Consider the following 13497-nt stretch of genomic DNA (forward strand, 5'->3'; position numbering starts at 1 on the left):
GGCCTGCTCCCTCGGTCGGATGTCAGCATTTTTCAAGATCGTAGGGGAAGGGACTGGACATGCCGTCGAGCGTGACCGGGCACACCACCCGGCTGGTACGGCTGGACGCGGACACCGTCGCGGCGGCCGATGCGCTCGCCGCAACGGCGGGCACCACCGCCGAGCGGCTCCTCGGCGCCGCCTGCGCCGCGCTCACGGCCCGGCTGGTCCGCACCGCGCACGGGCCCCTCGCCGCGGGCCTGCTCCGCGCCCCCGCCGAAGGGCCGTCCGCCGTCCGCCTCCCCGACGGGGCGGCGGAGTTCGCCCTCGACGGCGTTCCCGAGGACATCGCCGCCGTCCTCGCCGAGCGGGCGGACCGGTTCGCGGCCGCCGCGCTCGCCGAGCCCGAACGCCCCCTCGGCGACCTGGACCTGACCGACGGGGCCGACTGGGAGCTGCTGTCGGCCTGGTCCGGCGAGGACACCGAACCGGTCGGGGAGCCCGCGTACCGGATGTTCGCCGACTGGGCGCGCCGGCAGCCCGACGCGGTCGCCCTCTCGGCCCCGGGCACCACCCTGACCTACCGCGAACTCCTGGAGTACGCCGGAGGCATCGCCCGGGAGCTCACGGCCCGGGGCGTCCGCCCCGGCGACGCCGTCGGCCTGCTCTTCGAACGCGGTCCCGGGGCCGTCGCGGCGACCGTGGCCGTGGCCCTGGCCGGGGCCACGGCCGTCCCGCTCGACCCGGCCTACCCGGACGAACGGCTGCGCCTGATGCTGGAAGGACCCGGCGTCGTCCTCACCCTGACCGACGGCGACGGCCCGCGGCCGCCCCTGGGCGCGGCCCTCTCCATCCGCGGCATCACCCCCGCCGCCGGGCCCCCGGTGCCTCCGGCCCCCGAGACTGCCACGGTGATGTACACCTCCGGCTCCACCGGCCGGCCCAAGGGCGTGAGGCTCACCCACCGGGGCATCGCCCGCCTCGCCCGCGACGCGCGCATCGACTTCGGCCCCGGCGACACCGTCCTGCACCTGGCGCCCGCCACCTTCGACGCGGCGCTGCTGGAGGTGTGGTGCACCCTGGCCCGCGGCGCCCGCCTGGAGATCGCCCCCGCCGGCCCGCTCACCCTGACGGAACTGGCCGACCTGGTCACCGGACGGGGCGTCACCGCCCTGTGGCTCACCGCCGGGCTCTTCCACCAGCTGGCCGAGCACCGCCCGGACGCCTTCGCCGGGGTGCGGAAACTGTTCACCGGCGGCGACGTCGTCTCCCCCCACCACGTCTCCGCCGTACTCGCCCGCCACCCCGCGCTGACGGTGGTCAACGGCTACGGACCCACCGAGAACACCACCTTCACCTGCTGCGCGCCGATCAGCGAACCGCCCCCGCCCGGAGCGGCCACCGTGCCCATCGGCACCCCGGTCCGCGGCACCCGCGTCTACGTGGTCGACCCCGGCGGCCACCCCGTCCCGCCGGGCGTCCCCGGCGAACTGTGGGCGGCCGGCGAAGGCCTGGCCGCCGGCTACCTCGGCCGGCCCGAGCTGACCGCCCGCGCCTTCCCGGTGCCCGCCACCGGCCGGCTGCGCGGCGTCCGCTGCTACCGCACCGGCGACCTCGCCCGGTTCCGGCCCGACGGAGCACTGGAGTTCCTGGGCCGCGAGGACGGCCAGGTCAAGATCAACGGCCACCGGATCGAACCCGGCGAGATCGAACAGGCCGTCCTGGCCCAGCCCGGCGTCCGCGGGGCCTGCGTCCTGGTGGAGACCGACCCCCTCGGCGGGAAGCGGCTCGCCGCCTACATCGAGGGCGACGACCGCGCCCTGGCCAAGGCCGTGCGCGCGGGCCTGCGCGCCGTCCTGCCCGGCTACCTGGTCCCCGCCCGCTACATCGTCATCGACAGCCTTCCGCTGACCGCCAACGGAAAGACCGACCGAAACCGGCTGCGCGCCGGAGAATGCGAGCCCCGATGAGCACGTCGTCCGTACGGGAGACCGTCGCCCGGATCTGGTCCGAGGTCCTCGGCACCGGCATCGACGAGGAGTCCGACTTCTTCCTCCTCGGCGGCCACTCCCTGCTGGCCACCCAGATGGTGGCCCGGCTGGAGGCCGCCCTCGGCGTCAAGGTCACCATGCGCGAGGTCCTGGAGTACCCCGAGTTCGGCGAGTTCGCCGACCTGGTCGCCGAGCGCGCCGACACCGACCGCACCCCCGCCTAGGAGCCCCAGCAGATGTCCGCACCACTGTCCCTGCCGACCCTGAGCTACCAGGAGGGCCGGCTGCTGATGGACGAGCGCAGCCGCGCCCTGGGCGTGCCCTCCGTCCGTACGATCTCCCAGGCCTACCGGGTCCGCGGCCCCCTGCGGCTGCCCGTGCTCGACGAGGCGCTGGACCGGCTGGCGCAGCGCCACGAGGCCCTGCGCACCCGCTTCGACGGGCCCGGCCGGCAGAGCGTCCACCCCGCCGTCACCCTGCGCGCCGCCTTCCACGACGCCGCCGGGGACGAGGCGGCGGCGGTCGCCCGGGTACGGGCCGAGGCGGACCGGCCGCTGCCCGCGGAGCGGGACGAACGCCTGCGGGTCAGCGTGGTGCGCGTCGGGGACGAGGACCACTTCGTCGTCCTCGTCTTCGACCACCTGGTGGTGGACGGCTGGGCGCGCGGGGTCCTGACCCAGGAGCTCTCCGTCCTCTACGGCGCCCTGGCCGCAGGACGGGAGCCCGGGCTCCCCGAGGTCGCGTACACCTACCAGGACCACGTCCGCGAGCAGAACGGCCTGCTGGCCGGCCCCGAGGGCGAGCGGATGATGTCCTTCTGGCGCGAGCGCCTGGCCGGCCCGGGCGCCATACCGAGGCTGGAGGTCCCCAAGCGGGAGCCCGGCGCCGCGCCGGAAGGCGGCTACGAGGCGCGCCGGCTGCCGTCGGGCCTCGTCGACGACATCAGGAAGTTCGCGGCCCGGGAGCGGGTCACGCTGTTCATGCTGGTCCTGTGCGCCCTGGACGTCGCGCTGCGCGAGTCCACCGGCCGCGACGAGCAGGCCGTGGCCGTCAACGTCTACAACCGGGAGACCGAGGGCCGCGAGAACCTGGTGGCCCCGCTGGCCGAGCTCCTCGTCGTCCGCAGCGACCTGGCGGGCGCCGGCACCTTCCGGGACGCGCTGCGCCGGGTGCGCGGGGACAGCCTCGACGCCCAGGAGAACGCCGCCGTCCCCTTCGCCGAGCTGGTCAAGGCCTTCAACCCCGGCGAGTACGCCGACCCGGACGCCCCCATCGGCGTGGTCCTCAACATGCTGTACGCCCAGCTCCACGGGGAGGGTCTCGACCTGGCACCCGCCGTGACCACCCCGTTCCCGCTGTCCGACGAGGGGTTCCGCCCGCGCAGCGAGCTGATGCTCGTCGGCGAGGCGGGCGGCGACGAGCTGGCGCTGACCGCCTACTACCAGGCGGACCGGCTGCCCGCCGCCTTCGTCACCGGCCTGCTGGACCGGATCGTCTCCCTGCTGGAGGCCGTCGTGGACGATCCGCTGCTGCCGCTGGACGGCCCCCGTGCCTGAGCGCCGCGACGAGATCCTGCTGCGCGCCGCGTACATCGTCTCCACCTGCGGGGACTGGGTGTTCCGCTTCGCGATGCCGATGCTGGTGCTCCAGCTGACCGACTCGGCCTTCCTGGCCGCGTTCACCTACGCGCTGGAGTTCGTCCCGTACGTCCTGGTGGGGCTGTTCAGCGGGGTGGTCGCGGACCGGGTGGACCGGCGCCGGCTGATGACCGGCTGCGATCTGGCCTCGGCCGTGGTGGTCGCGGGCATCGGCCTGCTGTGCCTGCTGGACAGCCCGCCGGTGTCCGCGGTGTACACGGCCGCGTTCGTCCTGGCCTGCATGCGACCGCTGTACTTCCCCGCCTTCCAGGGCTTCCTGATGGAACGGGTGCCCGAGGAGCGGCGGGCGGTGATGAACGCGTGGGTCCAGGGGTCGGAGAGCCTGCTGAACATGCTCGGCCCGATCGCGGGCATCAGCGTGGTCGCCTTCCTCGGGCCGGCGGCGGCCAGCGGGGTCAACGCGGTGTCCTTCGCCCTGTCCGCCGTGCTCATCCTGCTCACCGCCGCCGCCCCGGCGACGGCCGCCACGGCCCCGCTGCGCGAGGCGCTGCGCGGGATGGGCCCGGACCTGCTGACCGGGTTCCGGCTGCTGTTCGCCGAACCGGTGCTCCGGTCCGGGACCATCCTGCTGACCCTGACGAACTTCGCCGTGCACGCCGTCGAGGCGAACCTGGTGTACGTGGTCACCGAGGCGACGGGGCAGTCCAGCTTCGTCCTCGGCCTGGTCGTCGCCGCGCAGGGCGCCGGCGCGGTGGCGGGCGCGGCCGTCGTGCCCCGGCTCCTGGGGCGCCACAGCGAGGGCCGGCTGCTGACCGTCGGGATGGGCGCGCTCGCCGCCTCCCTGCTCGCCCCGGCCCTCACCGCGGACGTCCGGCTCCTGGCCCCGGCCTGGGCGGTGGCGGGCGCGGCGACCTCGCTGATCGTGGTGGGCTGGTTCACGTACCGGCAGAAAGTGGTGGACGCCGAGTTCATGGGCCGCGTGGTGGCCGTCAACCGGGCGGTCTCCTTCGCCGCGATCCTCCCGGCCGCCCTCCTCGGTGGCTGGGTGGCCGCCGCCTTCGCCCCGGCGGCCCTCTTCGCCGGCGCGGGCGTCGTGCAGGCCCTCGCCTTCGTCGCCACGGCGGCGGGCCTGGTCGGCAGGGCCGGCCGCGGCCCGGCCGTGGAGCCCGCCGCCCGGCAGCCGGTGCCGTGATCCGGTCCGGTGGCCGTCCGCGCCCCCGGGATAGGGCAAGATCGGGGGATGTCTGATCGCATCATCGCCGCCTGTGACGGGGCGGCCAAGGGAAACCCCGGCCCGGCCGGATGGGCGTGGGTCATCGCGGACGCCGAGGGCCGGCCCGAGCGCTGGGAGGCCGGCCCCCTGGGGCGGGCCACCAACAACGTCGGCGAGCTCACCGCCCTCCAGCGCCTGCTGGAGGCCGTGGAGCCCGGTACCGCGCTCCAGGTGCGGATGGATTCCCAGTACGCCATGAAGGCCGTCACCCAGTGGCTGCCGAACTGGAAGCGCAACGGCTGGAAGACCGCCGCGGGCAAGCCCGTCGCCAACCGCGAGCTCGTCGAGAGCATCGACGCCCTGCTGGCCGCCCGGGACGTGGAATTCCGCTACGTCCCGGCCCACCAGGAGGGCGGCGACCACCTGAACGCCATCGCCGACCAGGCGGCCAGCGACGCCGCCGTCAGCCAGGAACCCGCCGGCACCGCCCACGGCGCCACCGCCCTCCCCGTGCCCGCCCCGGCCCGCACGGCCCCCGCGCGCACGGCCCCGGCCCGCCGGACGGCCCCCGGGAGCGCCCCCGCCCGCTCCTCCGGCGCACGCACCATCACCGCGAAGTTCCGCGGCACCTGCCCCTGCGGGCAGCCGTACGCGGCGGGCGAGAAGATCGCCAAGCTGGGGACCCGCTGGGGCCACCCCGACTGCCGTTCCGCCGCCGCTCCCGCCTGACCGGACGGGCCCCGCGGCGACATCACGCCCGGCGCGCCGCCGCGCCGGGCGCCGTGGGCGCCCGGAAGTGCTACAACTGGGTGCGTGACCCCTTCTCGCCACCCGTGCCGGGCACGTCGGTGCGGTCACCTCTAGGCAGCCGATCCAGAAGCGTCGCCAGACAGGTATTCGTCCTCCAGGTGGCGATCGTGGTCTTGCTCGCAGCCGGTGCGCTGCTGGCGCTGGTCCTCCAGTCGCGGCACGACGTCGACCGCGAGGCCCGCAACCGGTCCGTGGCCGTCGCGCAGACCTTCGCCCACTCCCTGGGCCTCCAGGCGGCGCTGAAGTCCCCCGACCCCTCGGCCGTCCTGCAGCCGCTCGCCGAACGGACCCGCAAGGACGCCGGGGTCGACTTCATCGTGGTCATGGACACCCACGGCATCCGCTACACCCACCCCCAGCCGGACCGCATCGGCAAACGGTTCGTCGGCACCATCGGCCCCTCCCTCGCCGGGCACACGTACACCGAGAGCGTGGACGGCCCACTCGGCAAGGAGATCCAGGCGGTGGTGCCGGTCACCGCGGCCGACGGCAAGGTCGTCGGCCTGGTGTCGGCGGGCCTCACCGTCAAGAACGTGACCGGCGTCGTCAACCGCCAGCTCCCCGTCATCCTGCTCTCCATCGCCGCCACCCTGGCCCTGGCCACCGCCGGCACGGCCCTGATCAGCAGACGGCTGAACCGGCAGACCCACGGGCTGGGCCCGCTCGAGATGACCCGCATGTACGAACACCACGACGCGGTGCTCCACGCCGTCCGCGAAGGGGTGCTGATCATCGACGGGGACGGGCGGCTGCTGCTCGCCAACGACGAGGCCAAACGGCTCCTCGGCCTGCCCGACGACGCCGACGGCCGCCACGTCGGGGACGTACCGGGCCTGGACCACCGGATGGCGGACCTGCTGCTCTCCGGCCGGGTGGCCACCGACGAGGTGCTGGAGACCGGCGAGCGGCTGCTCGTCGTCAACCAGCGGCGCACCCACCCCCGCGGCCGCGCCGACGGCGGCACGGCGGTCACCATCCGCGACTCGACCGAGATGCGGGTCCTGACCAGCCGCGCGGAGACCGCCCGCCGCCGCCTGAAGCTGCTCTACGACGCGGGCGGCGACATCGGCACCACCCTCGACGTGGTCCGCACCGCCGAGGAGCTCGCCGACGTCGCCGTCCCCCGCTTCGCCGACTTCGCCACGGTCGACCTGGCCGAACCGGTCCTCGACGGGGACGAACCCGGACCGGGCGCCGACATGCGCCGCACCGCGGTCAGCGGCATCCGCGCCGACCACCCCCTCTACCCCCGCGGCCTGCTCATCGACTTCCTGCCCTCCACCCCCCAGGCGCGCGGCTACGGCACCGGCGAGGCCGAGCTGGTGCCGGACCTCTCGGCCGAACCGGGCTGGCTCGCCCAGGACCCCCCTCGCACCCGCGCCATCATCGACTACGGGATCCACTCCCTGATCGCGGCCCCGCTCACCGCCCGGGGCGTGGTCCTCGGCGTGGTCAACTTCTGGCGCTCGCGCAAGCCCGAGCCCTTCGACGAGGACGACCTGTCGCTGGCCGTGGAACTCGTCGCCCGCGCCGCCGTCAGCATGGACAACGCCCGCCGCTACACCCGCGAGCACGCCCTCGCCGTCACCCTCCAGCGCAGCCTGCTGCCGCGCGCCCTGCCCGAGCAGAGCGCCGTGGACGTGGCGCACTTCTACCTGCCCGCGCAGTCCGGGGTGGGCGGGGACTGGTTCGACGTGATCCCGCTGCCGGGCTGCCGGGTCGCGCTGGTCGTCGGGGACGTCGTCGGACACGGACTGCACGCCGCCGCGACCATGGGACGGCTGCGCACCGCCGTGCACAACTTCTCCTCGCTCGACCTCGCCCCGGACGAGATCCTCGCCCGCCTGGACGACCTGGTCCAGCGCATCGACCACGACGACGAGGGCGACGGCGCGACCGGCTCCGTCCTCGGCGCGACCTGCCTGTACGCCGTATACGACCCGGTCTCCCGGCGCTGCACGCTGGCCCGCGCCGGACACCTCCCGCCCCTGGTGGCCGCCCCCGACGGCACCACCGAGATCGTGGACCTGCCGGCCGGGCCCCCGCTCGGGCTCGGCGGCATGCCCTTCGAGACGGCGGAACTGGAACTGGCGGAGGGCAGCCGGCTCGTCCTGTACACCGACGGGCTGATCGAGGAGCGCGGCCGGGACATCGGCGAGGGGCTGGAACTGCTGCGCACCGCGCTGAGCGGCTCCGACGGCGACCCGCGCGAGACCTGCCGGGACATCCTCGACCTGCTGCTGCCCGCCCGCCCAGCCGACGACGTGGCCCTCCTCGTCGCCCGGACCCGGACCCTCGGCGCGGACCGGGTCGCCCAGTGGGACGTCCCGCTCGAACCGAGCGCGGTCGGCGAGATCCGCAGCGCGGCCGCCCGCACCCTGGAGGACTGGGGCCTGCCCGGGCTCGGCTTCGCCACGGAGCTGATCCTCAGCGAGCTGGTCACCAACGCCCTGCGCCACGGCAGCGGCCCGGTACGGGTGCGGCTGCTCCACGACCACGGCCTGACCTGCGAGGTCTGGGACGGCAGCAGCAACGCCCCGCACCTGAGGTACGCCGCCACCACCGACGAGGGCGGACGCGGCCTGTTCCTGGTGGCGCAGCTCAGTGAGCACTGGGGCACCCGCTACACCGCCGGCGGCAAGGTCATCTGGGCGGAGCTGGCGCCGCCCGGCTCCGGCGAGGGCGCGGAGGCGGATCCGACGGCCTTCCTCCTGGACGCCGAACCCCTCTGAGGGGCCCCGGGAGGGGCCCGCTCCGCCCCACCCGCGCGCCCCCGCACGGGCTTACCGCCGGTACCCCTTCCGGGTATCCCTTCCGAGGCCCCCCGATGATCATCCGCGGTGGCCCATAAGGGAGAATCCGGAACGCCGGGCACGACCATCCCGGCGGCACCGCACCGGTTACCACCGGCCCTACGCACGACAGGAGCACGCCCGTTGACCGAGGACAGGCGCGAACAGGTCCGACCCTTCCTGCGTGCGGGGGAGCACCTTGTCGCCGTGTGCGCGTACGAGCTCGGACCGGGCGTACCCACCCCGCCCGAGGACCTGCTGCCCCCGGCCGATCCCTCCTCCCTCCACCGCCGCATCGAGGCGAAGCTGCCCAAGCCGCTGGCGCAGCTGGTGCGGACCCGGGTGATCGACCCCCGGCGTTCGCGGCCGGCTGCGGCCGCCGCCGTGGACCGGCTGCCGGACGCCGTGGACCAGCTCGGCACCCGCCTGATGCACGGCAAGAGCATGGAGGGCGGCTGGGAGAGCACGGCCGGGCGCTTCCTCATCAGCCGGGCCGGAGCCCGCGGCTCGGTCACCGGCGTCCTCGCCGTCACCGACCGGCGCTGGTTCGGCCTCACCGACGTCTCGCACCTGTGGCAGTCGACGCCCGTGATGAAGGAGTACTGGGAGGCACCCCGCTCGGCCGTCGCCGCCGTGCGCGCCCGGCCGACGGGCGTGCTCCAGCGGGGCCGGATGGACCTGGAGTTCACGGACGGCTCCTGGGTCGCCCTGCTGGCGTCCGTACCCGCGCAGGCGGTCCCCTTCGCGGAGGCGGCGGCCCACTACCGCTGAGCCCGGCCCGGGCCCCCCGCGGATGCCCGGCGCCCGGGAGCGCCGGCACGGGCGTGCCCGTCCCGGGCGCGTTATGCCGTGGTGTCCGGTCCCGCCACCGGCGCTGAGCCCGGCCTGGGGCCTGTCGGCAAAGTCCCGTCTGCCCCGCGACGCTCCCCCGGCTACCGCTGGGAGGTGCCCCCAGGCACGCACTCTCGCCGCACCGGGAGCACGCACCAGACGCCGCGGGGCCGCCCTCCGGGCGACGACGGGACTTTGACGACAGGCCCTGGGGCCGTCACGCGCTCCGGCCCCGGGAGCGCCCGCCCGGGCATGCCCCCCGGCACGTACCGGCGCCGGCACCACGTCCTCGGCCGACGGCCGCCCGGGACACCCCCCGGCCCCGCCCCAGGCGCGCATGGCCGCCGTGGCGGCGGGGAAGACGCCCGGCCACAGCCCCGCGAGCCGGCGCGAGCCGGCCGCCGACGCGCAGGAGGCCGTGATGGACGGCAGCGGACTCTCGCACCGGGAGCGAAGGGCCCTGACCGCGATCGAACGCGCCCTGCGCGCGGACCCGCGCTTCGACCGCGCCATGACGTTCGGCACCCGCCTCTTCCCCCAGGAACCCGACCCGGCCGGCCGGCCGCGCGGCGCCCGCCACGGCGCGCTGACCGGCACGGTCTGCGCCATGGCCGTGGCCGCCCTCGCCCTCCTGCCCCTCGCCGTCGCCACCTCCGAGCCCGCCCTCATCGCCGCCTTCACCTTCTCGTACGCGGCCACCCTGGCCGGGCTGTTCGTCCTGGTGCGCCGCTGGTGCCGGCGCGGCGGCTGAGTGCCCCCCCGGGCCGGGCCCGGGATTGCCGGGACGGCCGGCGGGCAGGCGCCGTGCATGACCTTCGAGCACCCCGCGAAGAAGACCGGCACGGGCCGCCGCGGCCGCTTCGAGACCCTGGCCGAACTGGCCTCGAACTTCACGAGCTCCGCGGCCTTCCTGCTGCTCTGCGTGACCCTGGTGGCCGGCTTCGCCGCCGTCCACGTGGCCCGGCTGCCGGTGGAGTGGCAGCACCTGGCGGGCGACGCTATGGGCGCCCTGTCGCTCCTGCTGCTGGCCCTGCTGAAGAACTCCGAACGCCGGGCCGAACACGCCATCCAGCGCAAGCTCGACGCCATCGCCGCCGCCCTCCTGGAGCAGCAGGAGGGCGACTGGAGCGAGGCCCACCAGGACCTGGAGGACGCCATCGGCATGGAAGACCGGCTCTGACGGCACCCCGCCGGCCGTCCCCCCGGGGCCGACTGGCCCCCGGCCGGGCCGCTTTCGAGTGACACCGCCGCCCGCCTGCGCCCCCGCACCGGGCCGGACCCGCCACGATCGCAGGCGGCCGGTCATGAACCGGTCACGATCTGCCGATCGGGCCGGACGCCACCGCGCCCCGGACCCCGGACCGCCGCGGGAGACCACGTGCACGTCCTGCTCCTCGCGAGCGCCTTCAACAGCCTCACCCAGCGGGTCCACGCCGAGCTGCGCGACCACGGCCACAGCGTGGCCGTCGAACTCGCCCTCGCCGACCGCCCCCTCGCCGAGGCCGTCCGCGACCACGCCCCCGACCTCGTCCTCGCGCCGATGCTGCGCACCGCGATCCCCGAAGAGGTCTGGTCCGCTCACCCCTGTCTGATCGTCCACCCCGGCCCGGTCGGCGACCGCGGCCCCTCCTCCCTCGACTGGGCCGTCCAGGAGGGCCGCACCCGCTGGGGGGTGACCGTCCTGCAGGCCGAGGCCGAGATGGACGCCGGCCCCGTCTGGGCCACCGCCGAGTGCACCGTCCCGGCGGTCGGCAAGAGCGACCTCTACCGCGGGGAGATCGCCGACGCGGCCCTGGAGGCCGTCCTGCTCGCCGTGGAGCGCTTCGCCGGCGGAACGTACGTCCCGCGGCCCCAGCACGCCACCGAGGCCCGCCCCGCCCTGCGCCAGGAGGGCCGCCGCATCGACTGGGAGAGCGACGGCACCGAGCGGATCCTGCGGGTGCTGCGCGCCGCCGACTCCCGGCCCGGCGTACGCGACGAACTGCTCGGCGCGCAGTGGTACCTGCACGGCGGGCACCCCGAGGACCGGCTGCGCGGCCGCCCCGGCGAACTGCTGGCCACCCGCGCCGGAGCCATCTGCCGGGCCACGGCCGACGGCGCCGTGTGGATCCCGGAGCTACGGGCCCGCCAGGCGCCCGGAGAGCCCCCCGCCCCCCGCCTCCCGGCCGTCCTCGCCCTCGGCGACCGGCTGCCCCCGCTGCGCGAACACCCCGCGCCCCTGCACAGCGGCCCCCGCCGCCGCACCTGGTCCGACATCCGCTACCGGGAGGAGGGGCAGACCGGCTTCCTCTCGTTCTCCTTCCCCTCCGGCGCCATGGACACCGGCCGCTGCCGCCGGCTGCTGGAGGCCTACCGGAACGCCCTCTCCCGCCCCACCTCGGTCCTCGTCCTCGGCGGCGGCCGCGACTTCTTCTCCAACGGCATCCACCTGGGCGTGATCGAGGCCGCCGCCGACCCGGCCGCGGAGTCCTGGGCCAACATCAACGCCATGGACGACCTGGTCGAGGCGGTCCTGACCACCACCGACCGGCTCGTCGTCGCCGCCCTCGGCGGGAACGCCGCCGCGGGCGGGGCCATGCTCGCCCTCGCCGCCGACGAGGTCTGGTGCCGCTCGGGCGTGGTGCTCAACCCCCACTACCGCCTGATGGGCCTGTACGGCTCCGAGTACTGGACGTACACCCTGCCGGCCCGCGTGGGCGCGGCCACCGCCTCCCGGCTCACCGAGGACGCCCTGCCGCTGAGCGCCGGCGCGGCGCTCGCCCTGGGCCTGTCCGACCGCACGGTCGCCTGCCCGCCGGAGGCCTTCGCCGAGGAGACGGCGCGGCTCGCGGCCCGCCTCGCCGGCCTGCCCGCCACCTCCGCCCGGATCGCCGCCAAGAAGGCCCGCCGGGAACAGGACGAGGCCCGGCGCCCGCTGGCCTCCTACCGGGAGGCGGAACTGGACCGGATGAAGCACGTCTTCGACGACCCGCACGCCCCCTACCACGCCCTGCGCCGGGCCTTCGTCCGCAAGGAGCCCGCCCGGCAGACCCCGCCCCACCTCACGCGCCGCACCGCCCCCGCCCCCGCACCCGGCGCCGGCCGCCCGGACGGCCCCGTCGTCACTGGACCGGCCGTACAAGACAGCGCGTCCCCGGCGGGCTCCTGCTAGCAAGGAAGCGGTGCGGTCCGCCGCCCGCCCCCTCCCCACCCCCCGCATCCCCTCCGAAGGAGGCCCCGCATGGATGCAGCAACGTCGGACCAGGCAGAGGACCCGACGATCCACATCCTCTGGATCAACGCCGGACTGAGCTGTGACGGCGACTCGGTCTCCCTCACGGCGGCGATGCAGCCGAGCATCGAGGAGATCGTCACCGGGGTCCTGCCGGGCCTGCCCAAGGTGGCCGTGCACTGGCCCCTGATCGACTTCGAGTGCGGTCCCGTCGGCGGAGCCGACACCTTCGTCGAATGGTTCTTCAAGGGCGAGCGCGGCGAGATCGACCCGTTCGTGCTCGTCGTCGAAGGATCCATCCCCAACGAGTCGATCAAGCCCGAGGGCTACTGGTGCGGCTTCGGCGACGACCCCCGCACCGGCCAGCCGATCACCACCAGCGAGTGGATCGACCGGCTCGCCCCCAAGGCGCTCGCCGTGGTCGCCATCGGCACCTGCGCCACGTACGGCGGCATCCACGCCATGGAGGGCAACCCCACCGGCGCCATGGGCGTGCCCGACTACCTCGGCTGGGACTGGACCTCCAAGGCCGGCATCCCGATCGTCTGCGTGCCGGGCTGCCCCATCCAGCCCGACAACTTCTCCGAGACCCTGACCTACCTGCTGTACCAGGCGGCGGGCTCGGCCCCCATGATCCCGCTGGACGACAAGCTCCGGCCGACCTGGCTGTTCGGGCAGACCGTCCACGAGGGCTGCGACCGCGCCGGGTTCTACGAGCAGGGCCAGTTCGCCCACACCTACGACTCGCCGCAGTGCCTGGTCCGGCTCGGCTGCTGGGGTCCCGTCGTCAAGTGCAACGTCCCCAAGCGCGGCTGGATGAACGGCATCGGCGGCTGCCCGAACGTGGGCGGCATCTGCATCGCCTGCACCATGCCGGGCTTCCCCGACAAGTTCATGCCGTTCATGGACGCGCCCCCCGGCTCCCACGTGTCCGCGAAGGCCAGTGGCGCCTACGGGGCCGTGGTCCGCCGGCTGCGCGCGGTCACCCTGCACACCGTCGACCAGGAACCCAAGTGGCGCCACGCCGGCGGCAAGCTCACCACCGGCTACCGCCCGCCCTGGTGACGGACCG

Annotated in this window: 11 protein-coding genes; all 11 read left to right on the top strand. The window is 75.3% G+C overall.

Annotated elements, in window-relative coordinates; genetic code table 11:
- The first annotated feature begins 59 nt into the window (after positions 1-59).
- Positions 60-1949, top strand: a complete 1890-nt coding sequence (locus tag BX286_RS32610) for an amino acid adenylation domain-containing protein (RefSeq protein ID WP_148710320.1) — start codon at positions 60-62, stop codon at positions 1947-1949.
- Positions 1946-2194, top strand: a complete 249-nt coding sequence (locus tag BX286_RS32615) for an acyl carrier protein (RefSeq protein WP_159036874.1) — start codon at positions 1946-1948, stop codon at positions 2192-2194. The genes BX286_RS32610 and BX286_RS32615 overlap by 4 nt, the downstream gene beginning before the upstream one ends.
- 12 nt (positions 2195-2206) lie before the next feature.
- Positions 2207-3526, top strand: coding sequence for a condensation domain-containing protein (locus BX286_RS32620; protein ID WP_079423700.1), 1320 nt, complete (start codon positions 2207-2209; stop codon positions 3524-3526).
- Positions 3519-4760 (top strand): MFS transporter, encoded by a 1242-nt coding sequence (locus tag BX286_RS32625; protein ID WP_159036873.1) that lies wholly within the window; start codon positions 3519-3521, stop codon positions 4758-4760. Before BX286_RS32620 ends, BX286_RS32625 begins: the two co-directional genes overlap by 8 nt.
- Before the next feature lie 48 nt (positions 4761-4808).
- A complete protein-coding gene (locus BX286_RS32630) occupies positions 4809-5510 on the top strand; it encodes a ribonuclease H (RefSeq protein ID WP_079423696.1) in 702 nt (233 codons plus the stop codon).
- Between the two features lie 119 nt (positions 5511-5629).
- Positions 5630-8323 carry a SpoIIE family protein phosphatase gene (locus BX286_RS32635; protein ID WP_398898853.1) on the top strand — a complete coding sequence of 898 codons (2694 nt, stop codon included), beginning with the start codon at positions 5630-5632 and terminating at the stop codon, positions 8321-8323.
- Positions 8324-8527: 204 nt separating this feature from the next.
- Complete coding sequence (locus BX286_RS32640) at positions 8528-9154, top strand: hypothetical protein (RefSeq protein WP_121017271.1); 627 nt, start codon at positions 8528-8530, stop codon at positions 9152-9154.
- Between the two features lie 397 nt (positions 9155-9551).
- Positions 9552-9965 (top strand): DUF3040 domain-containing protein, encoded by a 414-nt coding sequence (locus tag BX286_RS32645; protein ID WP_121017273.1) that lies wholly within the window; start codon positions 9552-9554, stop codon positions 9963-9965.
- Positions 9966-10022: 57 nt separating this feature from the next.
- A complete protein-coding gene (locus tag BX286_RS32650) occupies positions 10023-10394 on the top strand; it encodes a hypothetical protein (RefSeq protein ID WP_079423689.1) in 372 nt (123 codons plus the stop codon).
- A gap of 198 nt (positions 10395-10592) precedes the next feature.
- Positions 10593-12365: a hydrogenase maturation protein gene (locus BX286_RS32655; RefSeq protein WP_121017275.1), complete on the top strand. Its 1773-nt coding sequence runs from the start codon at positions 10593-10595 to the stop codon at positions 12363-12365.
- A gap of 69 nt (positions 12366-12434) precedes the next feature.
- Complete coding sequence (locus tag BX286_RS32660) at positions 12435-13490, top strand: hydrogenase expression protein HypE (RefSeq protein WP_079423685.1); 1056 nt, start codon at positions 12435-12437, stop codon at positions 13488-13490.
- Positions 13491-13497: the final 7 nt, after the last annotated feature.

The organism is Streptomyces sp. 3211.6 (assembly GCF_003634815.1).
Classification (GTDB): domain Bacteria; phylum Actinomycetota; class Actinomycetes; order Streptomycetales; family Streptomycetaceae; genus Streptomyces; species Streptomyces katrae_A.